This window comes from Streptomyces sp. enrichment culture (genome assembly GCF_964273255.1).
In the GTDB taxonomy this organism is placed as follows: Bacteria; Actinomycetota; Actinomycetes; order Streptomycetales; family Streptomycetaceae; genus Streptomyces.
Map to the genome: position 1 here is coordinate 1,315,828 of NZ_OZ186835.1, position 26,378 is coordinate 1,342,205.

A 26,378-nucleotide genomic window follows, 5' to 3' on the forward strand; every position below is an offset into this window, starting at 1 on the left:
GGACGGCGGCGGGCGCGCCGCCGGGGACGTCGCGGCCGGGCGGGTGTCAGGTGCGCCGCAGCGCGCCCCTGCGCCGCAACCGGCCGATGACGCGGCGCAGTTCGGGCTGCTCGGCGGGAACGGGGGGCGCCTCGCCGGAGGAGGCCCACAGGGCGAGTTCCCGGTCGCGGGGACCGTGCACGGTGTGCGGGGGGCCGTCGCCGAAGACGTGGACGGGGTGGTGGGCGTTCCAGCGCGGCCAGCCGGGGGTGCCGTCGGTGACGAAGCGGACCCACGCCCCGTGCATCGCGTCGGCGAGGTCGGCGGGGGCGCCGTCACCGGCGAGCTTCCGCGCCTCGGGCCGGTCGCCGGTGCCGAAGACGAAGCCCAGTTCCAGGGCGTGGCAGGCGCCCATGCCGGGCAGGCCGGACGGCCAGGCGAACTCGTAGACGTACGAGGGGTCCGTCCGGCCGTCGGCGAGGCGGTGCAGCGGCAGGCGCAGCAGGTGGTCGGTGACCATCTGGCCGACGATCTCGGCGGTACCGGCGCCCGGGAGCAGTTCGCGGTAGCCCCGGGGCACCTCGCTGCCGCAGCGGCAGCGGGCCATCGCGCCCGCGACGGCGACCGAGCCGAGACGGTCGACGCGCTCCAGCAGTCCGCCGGGGACCAGCCACAGGCGGTACTCGTCACGTGTCCAGCCCATGAGGAGGTCCGTGCCGGGGGCCGCGCCACCGGTGGTGAGCGCGTCGAGGGGGTCGTGCGGGACGAGGTCGCCGTCGACGACGACGCCGAAGGCGGGGCCGCCGAGCACCGGGCTGCTGAGGCGGCCCGCCTCGGCCTGGGCGCGGAGCAGGCGTGCCGGGTCCACCGCGGCGAACGCCTCCGCCGTGGCGGGCACCTTCAGCCGGCCCGCCATGCGGCGCACCATCCGCCGGACCTTGTCCCGGTCGGACGCCTCGGGCGGCCCGCTCTGCAGGATCGCCCGCCGGACGAGCCCCTGGGTCGGCGGCGCGGCGAGGAGGGCTCCCGCACTGATCGCCCCGGCGGACTGTCCGGCCAGGGTGACGCGGCCCGGGTCGCCGCCGAACGCCCCGATCGCCGCGTGCACCCACCGCAGGGCCGCGAGCTGGTCGCGCAGTCCCGGGTTGGCGGGGGCGTCCGGGAAGAGGCCGTAACCTTCCACGCCCAGGCGGTAGTTGACCGACACGCACACCACGCCGTCGCGGGCGAAGGCGTGGCCGTCGTACACGGGGACGGCGGAGGAGCCCCGGGTGAGGGCCCCGCCGTGCAGCCACACCAGGACGGGCAGGCGGGCGTCCGGGGACGGGTCCGGGGTCCACACGTTGAGGTTGAGACAGCCGTCACCCGCCACGAACGGATCGGAGAGGTACCGCGCGAACGCCTCGGAGTAGGGCGGCTTCGGTGCCGTCGGCCCGAACGCCCCGGCATCGCGCACCCCGTCCCACGGCTCGGGCGGCACCGGGGGCCGGAACCTGCGCGGGCCGACGGGGGGCGCCGCGTACGGGATGCCCCGGTACACGGCGACACCGCGCTCCCACCGGCCGCGTACGGCACCGTGGGGCGTGTCGGTCACGGGGTGTGCCCGGCCTGCCGTCATCTGCCCACCAGCCCTTCGCCGCGCCGCGCTCACGCGCCGCTGAACCCACCGGTAACACAAGAGCGGCCCCACCGCACGCCGTATTCCACGGCGGGGCACCGCGGGCGGGGGCGTGGGTGGGGCCCACGGTCCCCGCCCGCGGCGCCCCGCCCGGCTGCCTCCGCTGTCACCCGGTCACTGCGTCGTTCCTTCGCACCGTCACGTCGTCACGCCGGTGTCGTGACGGTGGTCGCCAGGAAGCGGCGCAGGTGACCGGTCACGGTCTCCAGGTGGCTCTCCAGCAGGAAGTGCCCGCCGCCGGGGACCACGTGGATCTCCGCGTCCGGGAGGTCCCGCGCGAAGGCGCGCGCCCCGGCGGGGCCGAAGATCTCGTCGCCCTCCCCCCAGACCGCGAGGAGCGGGACGCGGCGCTCACGGAAGTAGGCGTGCACCCGGGGGTAGAGCGACCGGTTGGTGGCGTAGTTGCGGAACAGGGCGAGTTGCGCGAGGTCGTTGCCCGGACCGTTGACGTCCCGGTGGTCGGCGGTCCACGTCTCCGGGTCGACCAGTTCGGGCCGGTCGACGGGGCTGCGGCCGGAACTCCGGCCGCCGGCGCCGGGCCGTGTCCGATTTCTTCAAGACCGGCTCCACCGCCGTCCCTACCGTGGGAGGCATGACTGCACGTTGTGATGCCATCGGACTGGTCGTCTCGGACATGGCGGCCTCGGTCGCCTTCTACCGCCGGCTCGGCTTCGCCTTCCCCGAGGGGGCCGAGGAGCAGGGGCACGCGGAGGCGGAACTCCCGGGCGGTCTGCGGCTGTTGCTGGACACGGAGGAGGTGGTCCGCTCGTTCCACCCCGGGTACGAGGCACCCGCCGGGGGCGGACGGGCCTCGCTGGCCCTGCGGTGCGACGACGCGGACGAGGTGGACGCGCTCTACGCGGAGCTGGTCGCCGACGGGTACCACGGGGAGCTGAAGCCGTGGGACGCGGTGTGGGGCCAGCGGTACGCCGTGGTGCGGGACCCGGACGGCAACGGAGTCGACCTCTTCGCACCGTCCGAGGGCGGCGGGACGCCCGGGTAGGGCCGGCGCTACGGTCGGTCATCTCGCACTGGATCGCTCCTTCCGTCCGAGGGCGGGGGGTCGATCCGGCGGCCGCAATCTGCTGTCAGCCGATCCGCTTGGCCGCGCGGTGATCCCGGTGCTTGAGTGCCGGTATGGAGATCCTGGTTCTGGGCGGAACGGCATGGGTGGCTCGGGAGTTGTCGAGGCAGGCGGTCGAACGCGGTCACCGGGTGACGTGCCTCGCGCGTGGCGTCAGCGGAGAAGTCGCGGACGGAGCGACACTGGTCGCCGCCGACCGGCGTGATCCGTCGGCGTACGAGCCCCTGCTCGACCGCCTGTGGGACGCGGTCGTCGAGGTGTCGTGGCAGCCGGGCTTCGTCCGTGGAGCGCTCGACGCGCTGGGCGGCAGAGCCGGGCACTGGGTGTACGTCTCGTCCGGCAACGCCTACGCCTCCCACTCCACGCCGGGCGCGGACGAGTCCGCTCCCCTGCTCGCCCCGACCGACCGGAGCGAGGTCGGCCGTGAGGAGTACGGCGAGGCGAAGGTCGCCTGCGAACAGGCGTCGACGGCCGCGGTGGGCGACCGTCTCCTCATCGCACGAGCCGGTCTCATCGGCGGCCCGGGCGATCACAGCGGGCGCTCCGGTTACTGGGTCGCCCGCGCCGCACGCGATCCGCAGGGGCCGATGCTGGTCCCCGACACACCGGCCATGCCCACCCAGGTGGTCGACGTGCGGGACCTCACCTCCTGGCTGCTCGACACCGCGGAGACGGGCACCACCGGCACCTACGACGCCGTCGGCCCGATCGTTCCGTTCGGCGAGTGGATCGAGCTGTCCCGCGCCGTCGGCGGGCACACCGGTCCGGTGGTCACCGCCGCGTCGGCGTGGCTGCTCGCCCACGGCGTGGCCCAGTACATGGGGTCCGAATCGCTGGCGATGTGGCTGGTCGAGCCGGGCTGGGAAGGCTGGTCGGCCCGGGACGGCTCCGCGGCGCGCGCCGCCGGGCTGCGTCACCGGCCGCCGGCGGAGATGCTGGCCGACACGCTGCGCTGGGAACGCGAACAGGGTCTGGACCGGGCACGACGTGCCGGCCTCAGCGGCCCACGTGAGCGCGAGCTGCTCGACGCCCTCGGCTGAGGGCTGACCGGCGCCGGGCCGGGACCGGGCAGGCGGGACGGAAGGCGCACGTGCAGACGCCCGGTGTGCGGGACGCTGCTCCTGGTCCGCTCACCGTTTCCGGGTACGTCCCGAGGGGCGGCGGCCCACGGGCTCCCGCGGTGTCACCGGGCAGGCGCCGGGTCCGCCCCGCCCGCCCGTCCCCCGCCCCCGGCCAGCAGTTCCCGCAGCGGCACGCCCGTCAACGCCCGTACGTCGCGCGACAGATGGGCCTGGTCGGCGTAGCCGGTGCGGGCGGCGGTCTCGGCCGCCGGGGTGCCGGAGCGGGCCAGGGCGAGGGCGCGGTGCAGGCGGAGGATGCGGGCGAGGGTCTTGGGCCCGTAGCCGAACGCCACGAGCGACCGGCGGTGCAACTGGCGGGCGCCGATGCCGAGTTCGTCGGCCACCGTGCCGACCGGCCGTCCCGCGCCGAGGGCCGCGGCCAGGGCGTCCAGGGCCGGGTCGGGTGGGGCGGTGTCCGCGGCCAGGCGCTCGGCGAGGTCCTCCAGTCCGGTCACGGGGTCGGGGGCGGCCCGCAGGCGGGCGGTGTGCCGGCGGACCTCGGCGGAGCCTCGGAGGTCGGCCAGCTCGACGCGCCGGTCGCGCAGTTCGTGGGCGGGGACGCCCAGCAGGGCCGGGGCGGCGCCGGGCCGCAGGCGGATGCCGGTCCAGGTGCCGGGTGCGCCGGCGGTGAGGTGGGCGCGGGTGTCGGGACCGGCGACCAGCAGGCGCCCCTCGTGCCAGAGCAGGTCCATGCAGCCGTCCGGCAGGACCCGGCCGCTGCCCGCGTCACCGGAGAGGGTGTTGCGCCACACGACCGCCCCCGGCAGCCGCGACGCCCGTTCGCGGTACACGTGCGCCACCTCCCCTTCGCCGTTCACCCTACGCGCCGGGCACGCGCCGGACCTGCCGGTTCCGGTGGCCCGGGCGCCCCCGGCAGCCCCGGGCACGCATCCGGCACGCATCGGGCACGCCCGGGCCGGGGAGGGCGCCGGGCCCCGCCGGACCGGCCGGCGCGGGCGCCCGCCCAACGGAAGCATCGCGGGCCGGTCCCTGCCCTCCAGCCCCGCCCGCGCCCGGGCACTCCCGTGGCGCCGCCCCGGATCCCCGCTGCACCGCCCCGGATGCCCACTGCACCGCCCCGGATCTCCGCTGCACCGCCCCGCGCGGAGCCGTACCGCCCCGCGCAGCCCTCACCGAAGCCCGGCGGGCATGGGGTGTCCGACGGACTCCGGCCCGCCGCGCGCCGTGCGCCAGTCCTGCGGGCTGACGCCGTAGGCGCGTTTGAAGGCCGCCGAGAGCGCGAACGCGCTGCCGTAGCCGACCCTGCGGGCGATGGCGCCGAGGGTGTCGTCGGTGTCGCGGAGCCGGTCCGCGGCGAGGGCCAGGCGCCAGCCGGTGAGGTAGGCCATCGGGGGTTCGCCGACCCGGGCGGTGAAGCGGCGGGCGAGGGAGGCGCGGGAGACCCCGGCCTTCGCGGCCAGGTCGGCGACCGTCCAGGGCCGGGCGGGCTCGCTCTGCAGGAGGCGCAGCACGGGCCCGACGACGGGATCCGCCAGGGCGGCGTACCAGGCCGGGGGTTCCGCCCCGGGCCGGTCGAACCAGGCCCGCAGGGCGGCGATGACCAGGAGGTCGAGGAGCCGGTCGAGGACGACCTCCTGGCCCGGCCGGTCGCGGACGATCTCCTGCGCGAGGAGAGGGGTGAGCGGGCAGTCCCAATCGTCGGCGGCGAGGGAGAGCAGTGGCGGGAGCGCGTCGAGGAGGCGGCCGCCGATCTCGCCGTGCCGCCCGTAGGTGCCGATGAGCATGACCGTGGCGCCGTCGGTCCGGTCGCCCCAGGTGCGGACGCCGAGGTCCATGACGCCGTTGAGGGGCCGCCCGTCGGGGTAGTGGCACTCGCCCCCGGGCAGGATCAGCGCCTGCGGCGCGGTGCCCGGGTCGTCGCCGCAGGTGTACGGAGCGGGACCGCGGGCGATGGCGAGGCCGCCGGGGCCGAGCCGCAGCCGAGGGCCGCGGTCCGGCACGATCCAGGCGTCACCGCGCACCACGAGCATCACGGTGAGCGGGGCGCGGTCCTCGACCCGGACCGCCCAGGGCGGGTCGAAACAGGCTCTGATCAGGAAGGCCCCGCGGGCGCGCGGGCCCTCCAGCAGGCCGGTGAGGACGTCCATGCCGTCAGCGTAGAACGCGCGGCCCGCCCGGCGGCCCCGCACCGACGACCGCCTCCGGGCGGGGCAGCGCCACGGCCGCCGCAGGACCGGGAGCGCGACGACCGGCGCCCGGCGGCCTCCCCTGCCGGGGCCGGCTCAGCGGCCGGGCGGGGTGTCGTCGTCGTGCGCGTCGCTCCCGTGCTTCGGGGGATGGCCGGACTTGGCGTGGGTGCGCAGCCGGGCGGTGACGTCCTCCGGGGGGAGGAAGCGGGACCAGCGTTCGGGGAACTCGGAGGGCATGTCGGGGTCGGCCTCGCCCTCGTCGGCGGAGGCCGTGGTGCGGGCGACGTACTCGGCGACCTGCGCCTGGCGCATCCGCTCGTTGGCCTCACGGGCGGCGGCCGTGGCGGCGGCCGGCCAGACCCGGTCGATGGCGGCGTTGACGGCGGCCCCGACCAGGACCGCGAACGCGGACACACCGATCCACAGCAGCACGGCGACGGGCGCCGCGAGGGAGCCGTAGATGGTGGGCCCCTCGACGGTGTTGCTCAGGTAGAGGCGCAGCAGGAAGCTGCCGAGGACCCACATGGCGAGGGCGACGAGCGCGCCCGGCACGTCCTCGATCCAGGGCGAACGCACCGGCACGGACACGTGGTAGAGCGTGGTGAGGAAGGCGACCGACAGCAGCATGACGACCGGCCAGTACAGGATCTGCACGACCGTGGTCGACCAGGGCACGATGCGCACGACGGCGTCGGGCCCGGCCACCATCAGGGGCAGGGCGACGGAGCCGATCAGCAGGGCCACGAGGAACAGCAGGAAGGCCAGCAGGCGGGTCTTGACGATGCCCCGGACGCCGTCGAGGCCGTACATGACGGTGATGGTGTCGATGAAGACGTTCACCGCGCGGGAGCCGGACCACAGGGCGAACAGGAAGCCGATGGAGATGACGTCGGGGCGGCCTCCTTTCATCACGTCGTCCAGGATGGGCTGGGCGATCTGCTGCACACCGCGGTCGGACAGCACCGTGCGGGAGGCGTCGAGGAGGTTGCTGCGCAGGCTCGCGATGGTCTCGGCGCCGGTCCAGGTGTCGACGTAACCGAGCAGCCCGATCATGCTGAGCAGCAGCGGGGGCACCGACAGCAGCGTGAAGAACGCGGCCTCGGCGGCCAGGCCCAGGATGCGGTACTCCATGCACGAGTTGACCGTGTCCTTCAGGAGCAGCCAGGCGGTCCTGCGTTTGGATACGTTCCGGTAGAGGGCCCTGGCCCGGTGGAGGCGACCGGACGGCTCGTCGGTGGTGTCTCTTGCTGGCTGCACGTGCTAACGGTATCCGTCGTGCCTGGTCGCACTCACCCACAGGCGGATTCGTCCGGCACCCGGCGCTCTGCCCGCCGTCCCCCGCGGACGGGCGGCCGCCCGTGCGCTGCGGGTGAGGGACGGGGGGTTGGGGGTAGGTTCGCTGACATGGCAGGCACCACGCACACCGTGACGAACCAGGCTCCGCCCCTCGTGCAGTACGACGTGTTCGGCGCCGACCGGGCCCTGGTGGAGGCGGTCGGACGGCATCTGGATCCGCAGGTGCGCGAGGAGGCGGAGGCGGAGCTGGCGGGCCTGGGCCGCACGTCGGGGTCGGCGCAGGTGCAGGAGTGGGGGGCGCTGGCGAACGAGCATCCGCCGCGGCTGCACACCCACGACCGCTACGGCCACCGGATCGACGAGGTCGAGTTCCACCCGTCCTGGCACCGGCTGCTCGGCAAGGGCGTGTCGGCCGGCCTGACGTCGGCCTGGCGGCGGCCCGGCGGGCACGTGCGGCGGGCGGCGGCGTTCGTGGTGTGGACGCAGGTGGAGGCGGGGAACTGCTGCCCGCTGTCGATGACGCACGCGGCGGTGCCGGCCCTGCGCACCGATCCGGCGCTGGCCGCGGAGTGGGAGCCGCGCCTGACGTCGGAGGTCTACGACCGCGGGCTGCGGCCGGCCGGGCGGAAGGCCGGTGCGCTGTTCGGGATGGGGATGACGGAGAAGCAGGGCGGCAGCGACGTCCGGGCGAACGCGACCACGGCCCGCCCGCTCGCCGAGGACGGCACCTACGCGCTGACGGGGCACAAGTGGTTCTGCTCGGCCCCGATGTCGGACGCCTTCCTGGTGCTGGCGCAGGCGCCCGGCGGGCTCACCTGCTTCCTGGTGCCGCGGGTCCTGGAGGACGGCACCCGCAACACCTTCCTGATCCAGCGGCTGAAGGACAAGCTGGGCAACCGCTCGAACGCCTCGGCGGAGGTCGAGTTCGCCGGGACGTGGGCGCGCCGGGTCGGCGAGGAGGGCCGGGGGGTGCGCGCCATCATCGGGATGGTGGCGGCGACCCGGCTCGACTGTGTCCTCGGCTCGGCGGGCCTGATGCGGCAGGCGGTGGCGCAGGCGGTGCACCACTGCGCGTACCGGGAGGCGTTCGGCGGGAAGCTGATCGACAAGCCGCTGATGCGCAACGTGCTGGCCGACCTGGCGCTGGAGTCGGAGGCGGCGACGACGCTGGCGCTGCGGCTGGCCGCGGCGTACGACGACGACGGCGAACAGGAGCGCGCGCTGCTGCGGATCGCGGTGCCTGCTGCGAAGTTCTGGGTGACCAAGCGCTGCGCGCCGCTGGTGGTGGAGGCGGCGGAGTGCCTGGGCGGCAACGGGTACGTGGAGGAGTCCGGGATGCCGCGGCTGGTGCGGGAGTCGCCGCTGAACTCGGTCTGGGAGGGCGCGGGCAACGTGCAGGCGCTGGACGTGCTGCGGGCGCTGCGCCGGGAGCCGGGGGCGCTGGACGCGTATCTGCGCGAGGTGGGCCTGGCGCGCGGGGCGGACCACCGGCTGGACGGGGCGATCAAGGGTCTGCTGACCGAACTGGCCGATCTGGACGGCGTGGAGGGCCGTGCGCGCCGCCTGGTGGAGCGGCTGGCGCTGGTGCTCCAGGGATCGCTCCTGGTGCGGTTCGCGCCGCCGGAGGTGGCGGACGCGTTCTGCGCGGGGCGGCTGGGCGGCGACGGGGGCGCGGTGTTCGGGACGCTGCCGCACACCCTGGACCTGGCGTCGCTGGTGGAACGGGCGCGGCCGGCGGTCTGACCGAGAGCCGTACCCGCGACGCGGCCGACGGACTGAGCGAGAGCTGTACACACGACCCGGCCGACACTCTGACCGCGACCGGTGGACGCGACCCCGCCGACGGTCTGAGCACGGCGGCGGCGCGGAGGCACAGAGGCACGGAGGTGCGGAGGCACGGAGGTGCGGAGGCACGGAGGTGCGGATCCGTCCGGCGGGCCGGACGGTGCGCGGCGCTTTCCGGCGCGGGGGTGGTGCTGCGCCGACACGGCACCACCCCCGGCCGCACGGTCCCGCGGGGGAACCGTGGACGCCGCTCGGGACGGCGTCGCTCAAGTTTCAATCAGCGGGGCGGGTGTCCACCAGGGTTGCAGGGGGTTGCAACATGCTGCTGAGTGTGACGGGAGTGCGTACGTCCGCCCGGCGGGGACGGCACCATGAGACAGACTGTCAGAACGGATCTCGGGGGCGCGGCCGACCGGCCGCTCGGGCCACTCCCCGAGTTCTCCCCCCAGGAGGACCAGTGGCGCTCTCGCCGATGGAATTGACGCACCTGGCCGCCGTCGACGCGACGCGCGCGGCGCGGGTGCTCGACGAGGTCCGCTCGGCCACCCTGGCCGGGCAGCGGGCTCCGCTGGCACCCCGCCCGGTGATCGGCGAGTCCTGGGAGCGGATGCTGCGCAGCGGGGTGGACCCCGAACACGACGTGCGGGCGCGGCTGCTGTCCGCGGAAGAGGTGTGGCGGCGCCGCGAGGCGTCGCCGCTGCGGCACGTGCTGCCGGTCCTGCGGGACGGGCTGCTGTCGGTGGCGGACGTCGCCCGGCACATCATGGTGGTCGCCGACGCGGACGGCCGGGTGCTGTGGCGGGAGGGCAGCGCGCCGGTGCTGCGCCGGGCCGACGTGCTGGGCCTGGAGGTGGGGGCGGACTGGCGGGAGAGCGTCGTCGGCACCAACGGGGTGGGCACGCCGGCCGTCACCCGGCGGCCGGTGCAGGTGTTCGCCTCCGAGCACTTCGTGCGCTCCCACGCGACCTGGACGTGCACCGGCGCACCGGTGACGGACCCGAGGGACGGCCGGCTGATCGGCGTGGTCGACGTGAGCGGGCCGCTGGACACGATGCACCCGGCGACGCTGGCCTGGGTCGACTCGGTGGCGAAGCTGGCGGAGGCGCGGCTGCGGGACATGCACCAGCAGTCCCTGGAGCGGCTGCGCGCGGTGGCCGCGCCGGTCCTGGCGCGCATCGACGGGCGTGCCGTGGTGGTGGACCGGTACGGCTGGACGGCGGCGGTGACGGGGATGCCGTACGTGCGGCGGCTGGCGCTGCCGAAGTCGCCGGCGGCCGGGGAACGGTGGCTGCCCGTGCTCGGACGGTCGACGCTGGAGCCGCTGGCGGGGGGCTGGCTGGTGCGGGCGGCGGACGAGCCGATGCCCTGCCCGGGACGGCGGGTGGAGCTGGACCTGCGGGAGCCGCGCCGCTGGTCGGTCGTGGTGACCGGCAGCACGGGCACCTGGTCGCGGGAACTGAGTCCCCGGCACGCGGAGTTGCTGTACGTGCTGGCGGTGCACCGGTCCGGCCGCAGCGCGGCGGAACTGGCCGGGGAGATGTTCGGCGATCCGGGCCGCACGGTGACGGTGCGGGCGGAGATGTCCCGGGTGCGCCGGTACCTCGGCGGGCTGCTGGAGCACCGGCCGTACCGGTTCGCGGAGGACGTCGAGGTGGAGGTGCTGCTGCCGGACGACCCGCGGGACCTCTTCCCGGGGGCCGCGGCGGCGGTGGCGGAGCGGCGGGCGCCGACGGCGGCGGGACCGCACGCGGCACCGGCGGCCGATGCCGCTGCGGCGGCTGCGGCGGGACCGCACGCGGCGTCCCCGGTGCCGGGGCCGCGCACCGACGGACCGGCCGGCGCCCGCCGCTTCGGACCGGCCTCGGCCTCGGAGCCTTGAGGCGACGGCGGCCGGCACGGTCGCCGGCTCGGCAGCGGACGGGTGAGCCCCGGGCCGTGCGCAGCACGGCTCCACACCGGCACCGGCACCGGGCTGACCGTCCCGGCTGACGCGCCCCGCACGCAGGCGCCAGGTGGCCGGACGCCTTGCCGACGCGCCCCCCGCACGGAGACGCCCGGTGGCCGGGCCGCCCCGGGGCCCGTCCCCGGGAGGCGGCCGCCCGAAGGGCCCGGTGGCGGGCGTCACGGGCGGTGGCTCCCGGGGCGCGGGGGCCCGGCCGGGACGTCGGCGGCCCCGGGGCGCCGGGTAGAGTGAGGCGGAACGACGCCGCCGGGACGACCCGGCAGGTGCGGTACGAGCAGGGACGACCCGGCAGAACGTGTAGACATCCGTGCCCACGCCCTCCCTCCTGCGAACGGTTCTCACCCCCTCCGCGCTCGCCCGGCTGGCCCTCGGCTGGGGCGCCTTCCTCGCCACCCTGGCCGCCGGCCCCTTCCTCTCCGGCCCTCTGCCGGCCCCCGTCCTGTGGACGGTGCTCGCGGCGATCGTCGCGGTGATCGTCGTCTGCGCCTTCGGGGTCGTCGCCCAGGCCGAACACCTGGCCCGCCGGCTCGGCGACCCCTACGGCACGCTGGTGCTGACCCTGTCCATCGTCCTGATCGAAGTCGTCCTGATCGCCGCCGTGATGCTGGGCCCGGGCGAACACGCCACCATCGCCCGCGACTCCGTGATGGCCGTGTCGATGATCATCCTGAACCTGGTCGTCGGAGCGGCCCTGCTGGCCGGCGGGCTGCGGCACGACGTCCTCCGGCCCAACCGCACCGGCGTCTCGGCCTACCTGGCGCTCCTGGTGGTGCTGCTGGCCGTGGCGTTCGCGTTCCCCGGGCTCATCGGCGCCGGGGGCGCCTACCGGCCGGGGCAGGCGGTCGCCCTGGGCGCGCTCACCGTCGTCCTGTACGGGTTCTTCCTCGTCCGGCAGACGGGGGCCCAGCGCGCCGACTTCCAGGAGGTCGGCCCCCTGCCCGGCACGGCCACGGCCCCCGCCCCGGTCGGCGCAGAACGGCCGGGAACGGGCCGTACGCCGGGACAGGACCCCAGGCGTGACCAGGACCAGGGCCTGGACCGGGGCCCGGACCTGGACCTGGACCGGGGCCGGGACGTCGCGTCGCGTCCGGGGGCGGGCGGGCCGCCGGCCGGCCACCGTCCGGAGGTCGTCGCCCGGACCCTGCTGCTGGTGGCGACGGTGGTGCCGATCGTGCTGCTGTCCCACGACATGGCGGCCCTCCTCGACGACGGCCTGGCCCGCGCGGGAGCCCCGGTGGCGCTGTCGGGTGTCGTCATCGCGATGATCGTCTTCCTGCCCGAGACGATCACCACGCTGCGGGCCGCCCTCGGCGGGGAGATCCAGCGGGTGAGCAACCTGTGCCACGGCGCCCTGGTGTCCACGGTCGGGCTCACCGTCCCCGCCGTGCTGACGATCGGACTGGTCACCGGACAGCGTGTGGTGCTCGCCGAGAGCGCCACCCATCTGGTGCTGCTCGGGGTGAGCCTGCTGCTGACGGCCCTCACCTTCACCGGACGCCGGGTCACCGCCCTGCACGGGTCGGCGCACCTGATGGTGTTCGTCCTCTACGGACTCGCCGTCTTCTCGTGACGCGCGGGTGCCCCGTCCGGCGGCCCGCTCCCCGTCCCGGTGGGCCGTCGGACAGTGCGATGGTCACGGATTCCGCGTATTTGCCGGGTCCTCGCCCCCGGCCGGGTGCGGCTGTCGTAGCATCGCCTTCCGGGCCACCCCACCCTGCCCCGTGTCAACGCCAGGATCGCGGGACGCAGTTGGCTCGCCTCGGGAGGACGGTATGAAGCATCGTGGCAGACACCGCCGCCGCCGGCGGGGCAGAGCGCTGCGGGCGGCGCTGGCGGGAACGGCCCTGGCCCTGACCGCCGCCGCCACGATGATCAGCACCTCACAGGCCACCGTCGCCGACGATCCCGGGGCGCTGGAGTCGCTCACCTCCCCCGGCGCGACGGCGCCCCTGCGGCTGACCGAGCGTCCGGTGCCCCGTGCCTGGCTGGACCGGCTGTCCGACGAGATGGGGCCGCCCGTCGGGATGGACGCCGTGCTCGCCGACGCGGACGGGGTGCTGCGGGAGGCGGACGACTGTCCGGCGGACGACCGGCGGGCGCTGCCCGTGGAGCCCGAGGCGACCCGTGCGTACTGCTGGGGCGACGCCGACACCGGCGGCTGGGAGGCGGGCGCGGTCACCACGTCCGGCGACGCCGACGACGACGGCCGCTGGGGCCCGCACCGGGTGATCCTGTCCGGCTGGAGCCGGTCGGGTCCCGTGACCGGCGGCCCGGGGGACGCCTCGGCGGACGGCTCACCGGCGGACGCCGGCGGCGGCACCGGCGGGGACGGTCTGGCGCGGGTCGCGTTCGTGGACCGGGACGCCGACGGCGGGCCCAGCTACACCTGGGTGCTGCTGGCCGTGCCGGTCCAGGAGGGCCGGGACTACCGGGCGCTGGCCTCGTCGGTGTCCGGGATGGTCTGGTACCAGGACAAGCTGCTGGTGACCGCCGACCGGCAGGACGGCAGTGCGCTGTACGTCTACGACATCGACCGGCTGCAGCGGGCGTCGGTGTCGGGCCCGTCGGTGGGCCGGGTGGCCGACGGCTGGTCGGCGGCCGGGGCGCGGTACGTGCTCCCGGCGGTGGGCGCGTACCGGACCGCGGGCGCCGACGCCCCGCAGCCCGGCGGCATCTCGCTGGACCGCAGCACCACCCCGGACAGCCTGGTGGCGCACGAGGCGCGGTCCGAGGGCGACGACGGGCCGACCCGGCTGTGGCGGTACGCGTTCAGCGTGGACCCGATGCGGTCCGGCCTCCTGGCGACGGACCCCGCGTCCCGCGTCGACGCGGTCGCGGCCTACGAGACCCGGCTGACCGACGTGCGCAGCGCGCTGTCCCACCGGTCGGGCTGGTACCTGGGACGGGTGACCGGGACGCCCGACGAGCGCGGGACGCTGTGGCGGCAGGACACGGAGGGGGCGCGCCCCACCCGGTGCGGGACGGACGAGACGCACCGCTGCTGGAGCGGCGACGCGTCATCGCTGTCGTACTGGCAACAGACCGGTGAGATCTGGTCCCAGTCCGGCCGGATGCTGTTCGCGCTGCCGCTGGACGCGGTGGACCGGTCCCTGGACTGATCCGGGGGCGTTCCGCGAGGTCGGCGAGCCCCCCGGGGACGTCCGGGGGCGTTCCGGGACGTGGGCGGACGTCGACAGGGGCCCGCCGGGGATGGTTCCCTTTCGGACATGACGACCATCACCGTGACCACCTGGTCCCTGGAGCAGACGGCGCCCGCCGACCTCCGGCCGGCCGCCGTGCCGGAAGGGGACGTGCGGATCGTCCGCGCCGAGGTGCCCTCGCCGGAGTTCAGCCGCTTCCTGTACGCGTCCGTCGGCGGTGACATCCGCTGGACCGACCGGCTGGGCTGGACGTACGCGCAGTGGACGCGACACCTGGAGCAGCCCGGTGTGGAGACGTGGGTCGCCCACGACCGCGGGACGCCCGCCGGGTACGTGGAACTCCAGGCGCAGGACGACGGCGTGGTGGAGATCGTCTACTTCGGGCTCATCGCCGCCTTCCGCGGGCGCCGCATCGGCGGCCACCTCCTGTCGTACGGCGTGGCGCGGGCGTGGGACCTGGCGGAGCGGTGGCCGGGCCTGAAGCCGACCCGCCGGGTGTGGCTGCACACGTGCAGCAAGGACGGCGAGCACGCCATGGACAACTACCTGCGGCGCGGTTTCCGGCTGTTCGACACCAAGGTCGAACAGGAGCCGGAGGTGGCGACGCCCGGCCCGTGGCCGGGGGCCTACCCCGCCTGACCGGCCAGGACAAGACCGCCCGCGCCAAACGTGACCAAGGACACCCTTGTCTCGCACGACGAGACAAGGGTGTCCGCATTTTGGATAACGGTGGACTGGCTCCGGAGCTCCGTGCCAGTCTTCCGCCATGCCTGGAACTGGAATCGCCTTGGTGAGTCGGCGGCACGTCGACCTCGGCCGTATGTCCAGCGCCATCTGTCCGATGCGCTGACGCCCCTTCAGTGGCCCCTCGGCCACGGGCTCCAGCACCACCGGTTCCCCTCCCCCCGCTCTCCCGCGCTCGCGCCCGCGCAATGACGCGCAGGGCCTGCGCACGCCGCGAATGCGCTGGTCAAGGCCGCACGCCTGCCGCCCGATCCGCCACGCACCCGTCGGCGCCGCGCGCCGACACCATCCACCGCTGTCCCGAAGGACGTACCCTCCATGGCCGCCACCCCGCCGAAGTCTGCCGCCGCGTCCGCCCGCCGCAAGGTGAGCCGTCACCGCGGCGAGGGTCAATGGGCCGCGGGTCACCACACCCCGCTGAACGGCAACGAGCAGCTCAAGAAGGATGACGACGGTCTCAACGTACGGACACGTATTGAGACGATCTACTCCAAGCGCGGCTTCGACTCCATCGACCCCAACGACCTGCGGGGGCGCTTCCGATGGTGGGGGCTCTACACCCAGCGCCGCCCCGGCATCGACGGCGGCCGCACCGGGGTGCTGGAGCCGGAGGAGCTCGAGGACGAGTACTTCATGCTGCGGGTCCGCATCACCGGCGGACGGCTCACCACCGAGCAGCTGCGGGTGATCGGTGAGCTCTCCGAGTCCTACGCCCGGGGCACCGCGGACATCACCGACCGCCAGAACGTCCAGTTCCACTGGGTGCGCATCGAGGACGTGCCCACCATCTGGGAGCGGCTGGAGGCGGTGGGCCTGTCCACCACCGAGGCGTGCGGCGACTGCCCGCGCGGCATGCTCGGCTCCCCGGTGGCCGGTGTGGCCGAGGACGAGATCATCGACGGCACCGCCGCGCTGGACGAGATCGTCCGCCGCTACATCGGCGACCCGCGCTTCTCCAACCTGCCGCGCAAGTACAAGACGGCCGTCTCCGGTTCCCCGCTGCTGGACGTGGCGCACGAGATCAACGACATCTCGTTCGTCGGCGTGGTCCACCCCGAGCACGGGCCCGGCTTCGACCTGTGGGTCGGCGGCGGACTGTCCACCAACCCCAAGTTCGGTGTGCGACTGGGCGCGTGGGTGCCCGAGCAGGACGTGCCGGACGTGTGGGAGGCGGTCACCACGATCTTCCGCGACCACGGCTACCGCCGGCTGCGCAACCGCGCCCGGCTGAAGTTCCTGGTCGCCGACTGGGGGGCGGAGAAGTTCCGCCAGGTCCTGGAGGACGACTACCTGGGCCGCAAGCTGATCGACGGCCCGGCGCCCGAGATGCCCGCCCAGCAGTGGCGCGACCACATCGGCGTGCACCGGCAGAAGGACGGCCGCTTCTACGTGGGCTTCGCCCCCCGCGTGGGCCGCATGGACGGCTCGCTGCTCACCAAGGTCGCCGCGCTGGCCGAGGAGCACGGCTCCGGACGGGTCTCCACCACCGTCGAGCAGAAGATGATCATCCTGGACGTGCCGCAGGACCGGGTCGCCTCCCTCGTCGACGGCCTGGAGGCGCTGGACCTGCGGGTCAGCCCCTCCCCGTTCCGGCGCGGCACGATGGCCTGCACCGGCATCGAGTTCTGCAAGCTGGCCATCGTGGAGACCAAGGAGCGCGGCAGCGAACTCATCGACGAACTCGAGCGCCGGCTGCCGGACTTCGACGAACCGCTCACCATCAACATCAACGGCTGCCCCAACGCCTGCGCCCGCATCCAGACCGCGGACATCGGTCTCAAGGGCCAGCTGGTCACCGACGCCGAGGGCCGTCAGGTCGGCGGCTACCAGGTGCACCTGGGCGGCGCCCTGGGCCTGGAGCCGTCCTTCGGCCGGAAGGTGCGGGGCCTGAAGGTGACCTCGGACGAACTGCCCGACTACATCGAGCGGGTCCTCAAGCGCTTCCAGGCGGAGCGCGAGGACGGCGAGCGGTTCGCGGCCTGGGCCGCGCGCGCCTCCGAGGAGGCCCTGTCGTGAGCGAGCGGGCGGCCCCGTTCCACTGCCCGTACTGCGGCGACGAGGACCTGCGTCCCGGTGAGGACGGACCCGGGGCGTGGGAGTGCGCCGCCTGCAACCGGGCCTTCCGGCTGAAGTTCCTCGGGCTGCTCGCCCGCGGGACACAGCCGACGGACACGGGAGGGGATGCGGCATGACGGTACGTCAGGACACATACACGGCCGAGGAGTTGAAAGAGCTCGCCGAGCGGGCCGGCCGGGAGCTGGAGGACGCCTCCGCGCTGGACATCCTGCGGTGGGCGGCACAGACGTTCGGCGGACGCTTCTGCGTGACCTCCTCGATGGAGGACGCGGTGGTCGCCCACCTCGCCTCCCGGGCCATGCCCGGCGTGGACGTGGTGTTCCTGGACACCGGCTACCACTTCGAGGAGACCATCGGCACCCGGGACGCGGTCGACGCCGTGATGGACGTCAACGTCATCACGCTCACCCCGCGGCAGACGGTGGCCGAGCAGGATGCCGAGTACGGCCCGAAGCTGCACGACCGCGACCCCGACCTGTGCTGCCGGCTGCGCAAAGTGCTGCCGCTGGAAGAGGGCCTGACGGGCTATCAGGCGTGGGCGACGGGGCTGCGCCGCGAGGAGTCCCCGACCCGGGCCCACACCCCGGTGGTCGGCTGGGACGAGAAGCGGCAGAAGGTCAAGATCTCGCCGATCGCCCGCTGGACCCAGGACGACGTGGACGCCTACGTCGCCGAGCACGGCGTGCTGACCAACCCGCTGCTGACCGACGGCTACGCCTCCGTCGGCTGCGCGCCCTGCACCCGCCGCGTGCTGGAGGGCGAGGACGCCCGCGCCGGCCGCTGGGCGGGCCGCGCCAAGACCGAGTGCGGGCTGCACGGCTGACCATGACGAATCCCCAGGAGACCACCGTGACGACCGGAGCCACCGTCTGGCTCACGGGTCTGCCGAGCGCCGGCAAGACCACCATCGCCCACGAACTCGCCGGCCTGCTGCGCGCGTCGGGCCGGCCCGTGGAGGTGCTCGACGGCGACGAGATCCGCGAGTTCCTCTCCGCGGGCCTCGGCTTCAGCCGCGAGGACCGGCACACCAACGTGCAGCGCATCGGCTTCGTCGCCGAACTGCTCGCCCGCAACGGCGTCACCGCCCTCGTCCCCGTCATCGCGCCCTACGCCGACAGCCGGGAAGCGGTGCGCAAACGCCACGCCGCGAACGGCACGCCGTACGTCGAGGTCCACGTGGCGACCCCGGTGGAGGTGTGCTCCGTACGGGACGTGAAGGGCCTGTACGCCAAGCAGGCCGCGGGCGAACTCACCGGGCTCACCGGCGTGGACGACCCGTACGAGGAGCCTACGGCGCCCGACCTGCGCATCGAGTCGCAGCACCAGACCGTCCGGGAGTCCGCCGTGGCGGTGCACACCCTGCTCAGCGAAAGGGGACTGGCATGACGACCGTCGCAACGGTCACGGAGAACACCGGTGGCGCGGACGGCACGGAGGGTGCCTCCGGCCCGTACGCGCTCTCCCACCTCGACGCGCTGGAGTCGGAGGCGGTGCACATCTTCCGCGAGGTGGCCGGGGAGTTCGAGAACCCGGTGATCCTGTTCTCCGGCGGCAAGGACTCCATCCTCATGCTGCACCTGGCGCTCAAGGCGTTCGCGCCCGCGCCGGTGCCCTTCGCCCTGCTGCACGTCGACACCGGGCACAACTTCCCCGAGGTCCTGGAGTACCGCGACCGCACCGTCGCCCGGCACGGGCTGCGGCTGCACGTCGCGTCCGTGCAGGACTACATCGACCGCGGGGTGCTCAAGGAGCGCCCCGACGGCACCCGCAACCCGCTCCAGACCCTGCCGCTCACCGAGAAGATCGCCGCCGAGCGGTTCGACGCCGTGTTCGGCGGGGGGCGCCGCGACGAGGAGAAGGCCCGCGCCAAGGAGCGGGTGTTCAGTCTCCGCGACGAGTTCTCCCAGTGGGACCCGCGCCGCCAGCGCCCCGAGCTGTGGAACCTGTACAACGGCCGGCACGCCCCCGGCGAGCACGTGCGGGTGTTCCCGCTGTCCAACTGGACCGAACTGGACGTGTGGCAGTACATCGCCCGGGAGGGCATCGAGCTGCCCGGCATCTACTTCGCGCACGAGCGCGAGGTGTTCCGGCGGGCCGGGATGTGGCTGACGGCCGGCGAGTGGGGCGGCCCGGGCGACGACGAGCCGGTGGAGAGGCGGACCGTGCGGTACCGGACCGTGGGCGACATGTCCTGCACCGGCGCCGTCGACTCCGACGCCGACACCATCGAGAAGGTGATCACCGAGATCGCCGCCTCCCGGCTCACCGAGCGCGGCGCCACCCGCGCCGACGACAAGCTCTCCGAGGCCGCGATGGAAGACCGCAAGCGCGAAGGGTACTTCTAGAGATGAGCACGATCACGACCGAGGCGCTCGCGGAGACCACCCTGCTGCGGTTCGCCACCGCCGGTTCCGTCGACGACGGCAAGTCCACCCTGGTGGGCCGGCTGCTGCACGACTCCAAGTCGGTCCTCGCCGACCAGCTGGAGGCCGTGGAGCGGGCGTCCGCCAGCCGCGGGCAGGAGGCGCCCGACCTGGCGCTGCTCACCGACGGTCTGCGGGCCGAGCGGGAGCAGGGCATCACCATCGACGTGGCCTACCGCTACTTCGCCACGCCCCGCCGCCGGTTCATCCTCGCCGACACCCCGGGCCACGTGCAGTACACGCGGAACATGGTCACCGGCGCCTCCACCGCCGAGCTGACGGTGATCCTCGTCGACGCCCGCAACGGCGTGGTCGAGCAGACCCGGCGGCACGCGGCGATCGCCGCCCTGCTGCGGGTGCCGCACGTGGTGCTCGCCGTCAACAAGATGGACCTGGTCGGCTACCAGGAGTCCGTGTTCGCCGCCATCGCCGAGGAGTTCACGGCGTACGCGACCGAGCTGGGCGTGCCCGAGGTGACCGCGGTGCCGATCTCGGCGCTGGTGGGCGACAACGTGGTGGAGCCGTCCTCGCACATGGACTGGTACGGCGGCCCCACCGTCCTGGAGCACCTGGAGACGGTGCCGGTCAGCCACGACCTGACGCACTGCCACGCCCGGCTGCCCGTGCAGTACGTGATCCGGCCGCAGAGCGCCGAGCACCCCGACTACCGGGGTTACGCCGGGCAGATCGCCGCCGGCACGTTCCGGGTGGGCGACGCCGTGACCGTGCTGCCGTCCGGGCGGACGACCACGATCACCGGCATCGACCTCCTGGGCGAGCCCGTGCGGGCGGCCTGGACGCCGCAGTCGGTGACGCTGCTGCTGGCCGACGACATCGACATCTCGCGCGGCGACCTCCTGGTGCCCACCCAGGACGCCCCCGCCACCACGCAGGACCTCGACGCCACCGTGTGCCACGTCGCCGACCAGCCGCTCACCGTCGGCCACCGGGTGCTGCTCAAGCACGGCACCCGCACCGTCAAGGCGATCGTCAAGGACATCCCGTCGCGGCTCACCCTCGACGACCTGTCCCTGCACCCGCACCCCGGGACGCTGGCCGCCAACGACATCGGCCGGGTGAAGATCCGTACCGCCGAGCCGCTGCCGGCCGACTCCTACTCGGACTCGCGGCGCACCGGCTCCTTCATCCTCATCGACCCGGCCGACGGCACCACGCTGACCGCGGGCATGGTCGGCGAGTCCTTCGCCGCACCCGAGCCGGTCAAGAACCCGGCCGAGGACGACGGGTGGGACTTCTGACGATGGAGTCCACGGATCCCCACGCCACGTCCGCCGGGGAAGTCGGACGGGCCGGCAGCGGGGCCCCGGGCCGGCGGTCCCGCCGAACGGAGTTCGGGGGAGGACAGGGCGGGGTCGCGCGATGTGCGCGATGACGTACGCGCGCCGCCCGCGCGCCCGCCGCCCCCGCCGTCACCGGCGAAAACCTGCCGACCACCCGGCCGCGACCTGAACGTCGCGCGACCGCCGGGCCCTAGGAGAGGAACCCCTCCCGTGCCTGCCACATCCGTCCCGCGCCGCGCGCTGACCGTGCTGGCCGTGCTCCCCCTGCTCGCCCTGGCCGCCTGCGGCTACGGCTCGCAGGCCAAGGACCACGGCACCGCCGAGATCGCGGCCGGGGCGAAGAAGACCGACGGACTCGACTCCGTCCGGATCGGCTACTTCGGGAACCTCACGCACGGGACCGCGCTGGTCGGCAAGCGCAAGGGCTTCTTCCAGAAGGAACTCGGCGCGACCCTGGCCCGGTACGCGGTGTTCAACGCGGGCCCCTCCCAGATCGAGGCGCTCAACTCCGGCTCGATCGACATCGGCTGGATCGGCCCCTCCCCCGCGATCAACGGGTACGTCAAGGCCGGCGGCAGGAACCTGCGGATCATCGGCGGTTCGGCGTCCGGCGGGGTGAAACTGGTGGTCAACCCGGACCGGATCCGCTCCCTGGAGGACGTCGAGGGCAAGCGGATCGCGACCCCGCAGCTCGGCAACACGCAGGACGTCGCCTTCCTCGACTGGGCGGCCGGGCGCGGCTGGAAGGTCGACCCGCTGAGCGGGAAGGGCGACGTGACCGTCGTCCGCAGCGACAACAAGGTCACCCCCGACGCCTTCCGGGCCGGCAGCGTCGACGGTGCCTGGGTGCCGGAGCCGACCGCGTCGAAGCTGGTCGCCGACGGCGGCGAGGTCCTGCTCGACGAGGCGTCGCTGTGGCCGGACGAGAAGTTCGTCATCACGAACATCGTCGTGCGGCAGGAGTTCCTCGAGAAGCACCCGAAGGCCGTCGAGGCGGTCCTGCGGGCGTCCGTCGCGGCCAACCGGTGGATCAACGCCCACCCGCAGGAGGCGAAGAAGGCCGCCAACGAGCAGCTGGCCCTCGACTCCGGCAAGGCCCTGCCGGCCGAGGTCGTCGACCCGGCGTGGTCGTCGATCCGCTTCACCGACGACCCGCTCGCCGCCACCCTCTCCACCCAGGCTCGGCACGCCGTCGACGCGGGCCTGCTGGAATCGGCCCGCCTGGACGGCATCTACGACCTCGCGCCCCTCAACAAGGTCCTGGCCGCCGCGGGCGCCCCCGCCGTCGACGACGCCGGCCTCGGCGCCCCGTGACCCCGAACCCGACCACTCCCAGGAGGTGACGACCATGGCCACGACTCTCGCCAGGGCCGCCGACGGCACCGAGACGGCGACGCACTCCGCCCGGATCGCGCACGTCTCGAAGTCGTTCGCGCACCCGGCAGGGCAGCAGCTCGTGCTGGACGACATCAGCCTCGATGTCGCGCCGGGCGAGTTCGTCACCCTGCTGGGTGCCTCGGGCTGCGGCAAGTCCACCCTGCTCAACCTGGTCGCCGGCCTCGACCGGCCCAGCGCGGGCAGCATCACCACCGACGGCCGCCCCGCGCTGATGTTCCAGGAACACGCCCTGTTCCCCTGGCTGACCGCGGGCAAGAACATCGAACTCGCCCTGAGGCTGCGGGGCGTGCCGAAGTCCGAGCGCCGCGAACGGGCGGAGCACCTGCTCGAACTGGTCCGGCTGAAGGGCGCGCACGGCAAGCGGGTGCACGAACTGTCCGGCGGCATGCGCCAGCGGGTGGCGATGGCGCGGGCACTCGCCCAGGAGAGCCGGCTGCTGCTGATGGACGAGCCGTTCGCCGCGCTGGACGCCATCACCCGGGACGTGCTGCACGACGAGCTGACCCGCATCTGGCGGACGGCCAACGCCGACGGCTCGGCCTCGGGTCGGCTGGCCGTCCTGTTCGTCACGCACAACGTGCGGGAGGCGGTGCGACTCGCCCAGCGGGTCGTCCTGCTGTCCTCCCGGCCGGGGCGGATCGCCCGCCAGTGGACGGTGGACATACCCCACCCGCGCCGCATCGAGGACACCGCCGTCGCGGAGCTGTCCGTCGAGATCACCGAAGAACTCCGTGGGGAGATCCGCCGTCATGGCCAGCACTGACACGACCGCCAAGGACGGGAGCGACCTCGCCGGCCTGGAGGCCGGGCTCGACGCGCTGGAGACGGTGCAGACCGGCCGCACCCCGTTCCGGCAGACCGTCACGCAGAAGATCCTCCCGCCCGTGATCGCCGTGGCCCTGGTGCTGGCGGTGTGGCAGGCGCTGGTGTCCTTCCGGATCGTCGACGACCCGGCCAAGCTGCCCTCGCCGGGTGCGGTGTGGCAGGTGCTGGAGCGGGCGTGGCTGGAGGGCGAACTCCTCGGCTACATTTGGACCAGCGTCTCGCGCGGGCTGCTCGGCTTCTTCTTCGCGCTGCTCATCGGCACCCCGCTGGGGCTGCTGGTGGCGCGGGTGAGGTTCGTGCGCGCGGCCATCGGCCCCATCCTGTCCGGGCTGCAGTCGCTGCCGTCGGTGGCGTGGGTGCCGCCGGCGGTGATTTGGCTGGGCCTGAACAACCAGATGATGTACGCGGTGATCCTGCTCGGCGCGGTCCCCTCGATCGCCAACGGCCTGGTCTCCGGCGTGGACCAGGTGTCCCCGCTGTTCCTGCGGGCCGGGCGCACCCTGGGCGCGACCGGGCTGAAGGGCACCTGGCACATCGTCCTGCCGGCGGCGCTGCCCGGTTACGTGGCGGGCCTGAAGCAGGGCTGGGCGTTCTCCTGGCGTTCGCTGATGGCCGCGGAGATCATCGCCTCTTTCCCCGACCTGGGCGTGGGCCTGGGCCAGTTGCTGGAGAACGGCCGCAACGCCAGCGACATGGCCATGGTGTTCGAGGCCATCCTGCTGATCCTGACCGTGGGCATCGCCATCGACCTGCTGATCTTCAGTCCGCTGGAGCGGTGGGTGCTGCGCAGCCGCGGTCTGCTGGTGAAGGGCTGAGGCACGTCATGCACCGACCCGTTCTGCTCGTCATCGCGCACGGCAGCCGCGACCCGCGGCACGCCGCGACGGTGCACGCCCTGGTGCGCCGGGTGCGGTCGCTGCGGCCCGGGCTGCGGGTGGAGACCGCGTTCCTGGAGTTCAACGTCCCCTCGGTCCCGGGCGCCCTGGCGTCGCTGGACGCGGAGGGCGTGCGGGACGTCGTCGCCCTGCCGCTGCTGCTGACCCGGGCCTTCCATGCCAAGACGGACATCCCGGCGGCCCTGGCGCAGGCGCCGTCCCGGCTGCGCGTCCACCGGGCCGACGTGCTCGGCCCGTCCCCGCTGCTGCTGCGGGCCCTGGAGCGGCGGCTGCACGAGGCGGGCGTCCGGCCCGCCGACCGGTCCTCGACCGGGGTCGTCCTGGCCTCAGCGGGGTCCTCCGACCCGGAGGCGATCGCAGTGATCGCAGACATCGCGCGGGAGTGGCGGCACACCGGTTGGTGCGCCGTGCGGCCTGCGTTCGCCTCCGCTTCCCTTCCCCGCACCGAGGACGCGGTGCGGGAACTGCGCGAGCTCGGCTGCGCGCGGGTCGCCGTCGCCCCCTACGTGCTGGCCCCCGGCTTCCTGCCGGACCGCATCGCGCGGGGCGCGGACGCGGCCGGGGCGGACGTCCTGGCGGACGTGCTGGGCCCGGCCCCGGAGGTGGCGCGGGTGCTGCTGGAGCGCTACGACGCGGCGCGGGTGCCGCTGCGGTCGGCGCTGGGGGCCTGAGCCCGGCACCGGCGTGTGCGACCGGCGCCCCGGGCGCATCGAGCGCGGCCCCCGGGGCCCCGGGACCGGCGGGCGGTGCGGCGGGCCGGGCGCGCCGGCAGGTGTCCCCCGTCGCGAGGGGCGTCGCGTGCGCCATGCCGTCGACGCCGTGGACCGCGTGGCGCCGCCTGCGGCGGGCCGCTGCCGGGCACCTCGCAGGGCGGCCTTCCGGCGTCTCTCCCGCGCCTTTCCGGCGCCTTCCGGCCCACGTGGCGGGCCGTCGCCGGTCCGTCCCGCGGGGCGGGCCGTGGTTCGAGCCGTTCCCGGTCTCCCCCCGGCGCCCCGGTGTGCGCTCCCGGCCGAGGGCGGGCCGTCAGTCCCCGTCGGGCGGGAACAGCGTCCCCTGGTGGAAGTAGAGGCGCCAGCCCCGGTCCGTGCGGCGCCACAGCGAACTGCGGTGGGCACGGCGGCCGTTGTGGTCCGTGTCGAAGGTGAGGTGGACCGTGCCGGGGGCGATCTCGACGGCCTTCATGGCGGACACCGTGGCGGCCGGTGCCCCCGCGTCGCCCTCCTCGGTGAGCGCGTCGATGATCGCGGCGCGGTCCCAGACCCGCCCGGACGCCCCGAACTCGAAGAACTCCGGGTGCAGCAGCGCGTCGACCCGTTCGGGCGAGCTGCGCACCTCGGGGTCCAGCAGCTTCAGTTCGCCCTCGATGGCGGCGTCCACGGCGGTGTCCTGCTCAGGCACGGGTGAGCTCCACGAGTTTGACGACGGTGTTCCAGTTCCGCGTGGTGGCGATCAGGTCCCGGGTGACGCGCGGCCGGGCCAGTTGCTCGGCCAGCTTCGACCGCCCCAGCCCGTCGGGCACGTACAGGTACAGTACGCGGTCGCCCAGGCGGAACTCCTCCGGACGATGGGCCTCGGCGTCGATGCCGGCGAGGCGTTCCGGGTCGACGGGTGCGGAGAAGTAGGTGGCGTGGAGCTGCCGGCCCTCCAGCCTGTCGGCGGGGAACGGGCAGGCGTCGACCACGGCGCGCAGGTAGGCGTGGTCGCGCACGATGACGTCGACGTGGAAGCCGAAGCGGTCCTCGACGGCCCCCGTCAGCTCGGCGGCCAGGGACTCCTCGTCGCCGCGGGCGGCGGTGAAGACCGCCTGACCGCTCTGGAGGTACGTGCGGACGCCCGTGTGGCCGAGGCCCTCCAGGAGGGTGCGCAGCTCCGCCATGGGCACCTTGCGGCTGCCGCCCACGTTGATCCCGCGCAGGAGTGCCGCGTACGTCGTCACCATGCCCCCACGATAAGGCGGCCGTCGTGCCCCGTGGGGGTGGGCACGACGGCCGCGTCCGCGCGCGGCGGATGCGCGAAAGCCTGACGGAACGCGGCTGCCGTGTTCAACCGGTACACGCGCCTGTGACTTATTCAACAACCTTGCGGAAGGGCGGCGCCACCCGCCCTGCCGCTGGCCCCGCGGGCCCGGTCGGCGGCCGGAACCCCGAGGCCGGCCTCCGGACGACCCCGGTAGGTGTAGGGGGCCGCTCTCCTCCGCGGTGCGGAGGACACCCGGTCCGGGGGAGGAGTCCCCGCGCCCGGCTCTCACCGGTCGGCACGACGATCCGGGCCCGTCCGGCTCCTACCGTCGGACGTGGCAGGTGGCGGCAGGGAGCCGCCGCCGCACACGAGGGAGCGAGCCCGTCATGGGGAGCGACGACGTGCGGGTACGGGGCCTGGCGGCCCGGGCCCGCCGCGCCCCGCCCGTGTCCGTGCACGGGCCGGTGCGCGGGCCGGTGCACGGGTGGGCGTCCCGGCCCGCGCCCGTGCCGGTGGCCGCTCCGGCGCGCCGCCCGCCG

Annotated in this window: 24 protein-coding genes and 1 pseudogene; 18 read left to right on the forward strand and 7 right to left on the reverse strand. The window is 74.6% G+C overall.

All coding sequences use genetic code 11. The annotated features are described in order from the left end of the window. Positions 1-46: 46 nt before the first annotated feature. Both ACSU53_RS05720 and ACSU53_RS05725 read right to left on the reverse strand, forming a co-directional pair. Positions 47-1,597 carry a carboxylesterase/lipase family protein gene (locus ACSU53_RS05720; protein ID WP_437025210.1) on the reverse strand — a complete coding sequence of 517 codons (1,551 nt, stop codon included), beginning with the start codon at positions 1,595-1,597 and terminating at the stop codon, positions 47-49. A 206-nt stretch (positions 1,598-1,803) separates the two neighbouring features. Next, a pseudogene (locus tag ACSU53_RS05725) lies at positions 1,804-2,160 on the reverse strand (alpha/beta fold hydrolase); the annotation flags it as partial. Between the two features lie 89 nt (positions 2,161-2,249). Here ACSU53_RS05725 and ACSU53_RS05730 point away from each other — a divergent pair. Both ACSU53_RS05730 and ACSU53_RS05735 read left to right on the forward strand, forming a co-directional pair. After that, positions 2,250-2,660 carry a VOC family protein gene (locus ACSU53_RS05730; protein WP_437025212.1) on the forward strand — a complete coding sequence of 137 codons (411 nt, stop codon included), beginning with the start codon at positions 2,250-2,252 and terminating at the stop codon, positions 2,658-2,660. Positions 2,661-2,794: 134 nt separating this feature from the next. After that, positions 2,795-3,781: an oxidoreductase gene (locus tag ACSU53_RS05735; RefSeq protein WP_437025214.1), complete on the forward strand. Its 987-nt coding sequence runs from the start codon at positions 2,795-2,797 to the stop codon at positions 3,779-3,781. A gap of 143 nt (positions 3,782-3,924) precedes the next feature. Here ACSU53_RS05735 and ACSU53_RS05740 read toward each other — a convergent pair whose 3' ends face one another. The 3 genes from ACSU53_RS05740 to ACSU53_RS05750 all read right to left on the reverse strand — a co-directional run bounded on the left by ACSU53_RS05740 (position 3,925) and on the right by ACSU53_RS05750 (position 7,269). After that, positions 3,925-4,653: a helix-turn-helix domain-containing protein gene (locus ACSU53_RS05740; protein ID WP_437025216.1), complete on the reverse strand. Its 729-nt coding sequence runs from the start codon at positions 4,651-4,653 to the stop codon at positions 3,925-3,927. 339 nt (positions 4,654-4,992) lie between these two features. Beyond that, on the reverse strand, positions 4,993-5,970 hold the full coding sequence (locus ACSU53_RS05745; RefSeq protein WP_437025218.1) for an AraC family transcriptional regulator: 978 nt from the start codon (positions 5,968-5,970) through the stop codon (positions 4,993-4,995). A gap of 135 nt (positions 5,971-6,105) precedes the next feature. Then, positions 6,106-7,269, reverse strand: a complete 1,164-nt coding sequence (locus ACSU53_RS05750) for a YihY/virulence factor BrkB family protein (protein ID WP_437025220.1) — start codon at positions 7,267-7,269, stop codon at positions 6,106-6,108. Between the two features lie 147 nt (positions 7,270-7,416). Here ACSU53_RS05750 and ACSU53_RS05755 point away from each other — a divergent pair, with 147 nt between their 5' ends. From ACSU53_RS05755 to ACSU53_RS05830, 16 genes are all read left to right on the forward strand, one after another. Next, complete coding sequence (locus ACSU53_RS05755; protein WP_437025222.1) at positions 7,417-9,051, forward strand: acyl-CoA dehydrogenase family protein; 1,635 nt, start codon at positions 7,417-7,419, stop codon at positions 9,049-9,051. Positions 9,052-9,550: 499 nt separating this feature from the next. Continuing rightward, on the forward strand, positions 9,551-10,972 hold the full coding sequence (locus ACSU53_RS05760) for a GAF domain-containing protein (RefSeq protein WP_437025224.1): 1,422 nt from the start codon (positions 9,551-9,553) through the stop codon (positions 10,970-10,972). A 391-nt stretch (positions 10,973-11,363) separates the two neighbouring features. Beyond that, the gene (locus ACSU53_RS05765; protein WP_437025226.1) at positions 11,364-12,626 is read left to right on the forward strand and encodes a calcium:proton antiporter; all 1,263 of its coding nucleotides are present in this window, start codon (positions 11,364-11,366) and stop codon (positions 12,624-12,626) included. A gap of 202 nt (positions 12,627-12,828) precedes the next feature. Further along, positions 12,829-14,175 (forward strand): hypothetical protein, encoded by a 1,347-nt coding sequence (locus tag ACSU53_RS05770; RefSeq protein WP_437025228.1) that lies wholly within the window; start codon positions 12,829-12,831, stop codon positions 14,173-14,175. A 108-nt stretch (positions 14,176-14,283) separates the two neighbouring features. Further along, the gene (locus ACSU53_RS05775; RefSeq protein WP_437025230.1) at positions 14,284-14,856 is read left to right on the forward strand and encodes a GNAT family N-acetyltransferase; all 573 of its coding nucleotides are present in this window, start codon (positions 14,284-14,286) and stop codon (positions 14,854-14,856) included. A 127-nt stretch (positions 14,857-14,983) separates the two neighbouring features. Further along, complete coding sequence (locus tag ACSU53_RS05780) at positions 14,984-15,067, forward strand: putative leader peptide (protein ID WP_360594463.1); 84 nt, start codon at positions 14,984-14,986, stop codon at positions 15,065-15,067. Positions 15,068-15,279: 212 nt separating this feature from the next. Beyond that, positions 15,280-16,977, forward strand: coding sequence for a nitrite/sulfite reductase (locus ACSU53_RS05785; protein WP_437025231.1), 1,698 nt, complete (start codon positions 15,280-15,282; stop codon positions 16,975-16,977). Then, the gene (locus ACSU53_RS05790) at positions 16,974-17,153 is read left to right on the forward strand and encodes a hypothetical protein (RefSeq protein WP_437025234.1); all 180 of its coding nucleotides are present in this window, start codon (positions 16,974-16,976) and stop codon (positions 17,151-17,153) included. Before ACSU53_RS05785 ends, ACSU53_RS05790 begins: the two co-directional genes overlap by 4 nt. Further along, on the forward strand, positions 17,150-17,860 hold the full coding sequence (locus ACSU53_RS05795; RefSeq protein ID WP_437025236.1) for a phosphoadenylyl-sulfate reductase: 711 nt from the start codon (positions 17,150-17,152) through the stop codon (positions 17,858-17,860). Before ACSU53_RS05790 ends, ACSU53_RS05795 begins: the two co-directional genes overlap by 4 nt. Positions 17,861-17,886: 26 nt before the next feature. Then, the gene (cysC, locus tag ACSU53_RS05800) at positions 17,887-18,423 is read left to right on the forward strand and encodes an adenylyl-sulfate kinase (protein WP_437033039.1); all 537 of its coding nucleotides are present in this window, start codon (positions 17,887-17,889) and stop codon (positions 18,421-18,423) included. Continuing rightward, the gene (cysD, locus tag ACSU53_RS05805) at positions 18,420-19,382 is read left to right on the forward strand and encodes a sulfate adenylyltransferase subunit CysD (protein WP_437025238.1); all 963 of its coding nucleotides are present in this window, start codon (positions 18,420-18,422) and stop codon (positions 19,380-19,382) included. The genes cysC and cysD overlap by 4 nt, the downstream gene beginning before the upstream one ends. A gap of 2 nt (positions 19,383-19,384) precedes the next feature. After that, positions 19,385-20,719 (forward strand): sulfate adenylyltransferase subunit 1, encoded by a 1,335-nt coding sequence (locus tag ACSU53_RS05810; protein WP_437025240.1) that lies wholly within the window; start codon positions 19,385-19,387, stop codon positions 20,717-20,719. A 252-nt stretch (positions 20,720-20,971) separates the two neighbouring features. Further along, the gene (locus ACSU53_RS05815) at positions 20,972-22,075 is read left to right on the forward strand and encodes an aliphatic sulfonate ABC transporter substrate-binding protein (protein WP_437025242.1); all 1,104 of its coding nucleotides are present in this window, start codon (positions 20,972-20,974) and stop codon (positions 22,073-22,075) included. Between the two features lie 34 nt (positions 22,076-22,109). Continuing rightward, positions 22,110-22,922, forward strand: a complete 813-nt coding sequence (locus ACSU53_RS05820) for an ABC transporter ATP-binding protein (RefSeq protein ID WP_437025244.1) — start codon at positions 22,110-22,112, stop codon at positions 22,920-22,922. Beyond that, positions 22,909-23,799 (forward strand): ABC transporter permease, encoded by an 891-nt coding sequence (locus tag ACSU53_RS05825; protein WP_437025246.1) that lies wholly within the window; start codon positions 22,909-22,911, stop codon positions 23,797-23,799. Before ACSU53_RS05820 ends, ACSU53_RS05825 begins: the two co-directional genes overlap by 14 nt. Before the next feature lie 8 nt (positions 23,800-23,807). After that, positions 23,808-24,551 (forward strand): sirohydrochlorin chelatase, encoded by a 744-nt coding sequence (locus tag ACSU53_RS05830; protein ID WP_437025248.1) that lies wholly within the window; start codon positions 23,808-23,810, stop codon positions 24,549-24,551. A gap of 352 nt (positions 24,552-24,903) precedes the next feature. Here ACSU53_RS05830 and ACSU53_RS05835 read toward each other — a convergent pair whose 3' ends face one another. Beyond that, a complete protein-coding gene (locus tag ACSU53_RS05835) occupies positions 24,904-25,278 on the reverse strand; it encodes a DUF4440 domain-containing protein (protein WP_437025250.1) in 375 nt (124 codons plus the stop codon). Next, entirely contained in the window at positions 25,271-25,819 is a 549-nt protein-coding gene (locus ACSU53_RS05840) for a DUF1697 domain-containing protein (protein WP_437025252.1), read from the reverse strand. The genes ACSU53_RS05835 and ACSU53_RS05840 overlap by 8 nt, the downstream gene beginning before the upstream one ends. Positions 25,820-26,378 lie beyond the last annotated feature (559 nt).

Bases quoted from the DNA above. Each gene is read 5' to 3' on its own strand.
- ACSU53_RS05770 (WP_437025228.1), top strand. From the start codon at position 12,829: ATGAAGCATCGTGGCAGACACCGCCGCCGCCGGCGGGGCAGAGCGCTG.
- ACSU53_RS05830 (WP_437025248.1), top strand. From the start codon at position 23,808: ATGCACCGACCCGTTCTGCTCGTCATCGCGCACGGCAGCCGCGACCCG.
- ACSU53_RS05825 (WP_437025246.1), top strand. From the start codon at position 22,909: ATGGCCAGCACTGACACGACCGCCAAGGACGGGAGCGACCTCGCCGGC.
- ACSU53_RS05840 (WP_437025252.1), bottom strand. From the start codon at position 25,819: ATGGTGACGACGTACGCGGCACTCCTGCGCGGGATCAACGTGGGCGGC.
- ACSU53_RS05795 (WP_437025236.1), top strand. From the start codon at position 17,150: ATGACGGTACGTCAGGACACATACACGGCCGAGGAGTTGAAAGAGCTC.
- ACSU53_RS05820 (WP_437025244.1), top strand. From the start codon at position 22,110: ATGGCCACGACTCTCGCCAGGGCCGCCGACGGCACCGAGACGGCGACG.
- cysD (WP_437025238.1), top strand. From the start codon at position 18,420: ATGACGACCGTCGCAACGGTCACGGAGAACACCGGTGGCGCGGACGGC.
- ACSU53_RS05730 (WP_437025212.1), top strand. From the start codon at position 2,250: ATGACTGCACGTTGTGATGCCATCGGACTGGTCGTCTCGGACATGGCG.
- ACSU53_RS05775 (WP_437025230.1), top strand. From the start codon at position 14,284: ATGACGACCATCACCGTGACCACCTGGTCCCTGGAGCAGACGGCGCCC.
- ACSU53_RS05745 (WP_437025218.1), bottom strand. From the start codon at position 5,970: ATGGACGTCCTCACCGGCCTGCTGGAGGGCCCGCGCGCCCGCGGGGCC.
- ACSU53_RS05810 (WP_437025240.1), top strand. From the start codon at position 19,385: ATGAGCACGATCACGACCGAGGCGCTCGCGGAGACCACCCTGCTGCGG.
- ACSU53_RS05780 (WP_360594463.1), top strand. From the start codon at position 14,984: ATGCCTGGAACTGGAATCGCCTTGGTGAGTCGGCGGCACGTCGACCTC.
- ACSU53_RS05785 (WP_437025231.1), top strand. From the start codon at position 15,280: ATGGCCGCCACCCCGCCGAAGTCTGCCGCCGCGTCCGCCCGCCGCAAG.
- ACSU53_RS05720 (WP_437025210.1), bottom strand. From the start codon at position 1,597: ATGACGGCAGGCCGGGCACACCCCGTGACCGACACGCCCCACGGTGCC.
- ACSU53_RS05735 (WP_437025214.1), top strand. From the start codon at position 2,795: ATGGAGATCCTGGTTCTGGGCGGAACGGCATGGGTGGCTCGGGAGTTG.
- ACSU53_RS05755 (WP_437025222.1), top strand. From the start codon at position 7,417: ATGGCAGGCACCACGCACACCGTGACGAACCAGGCTCCGCCCCTCGTG.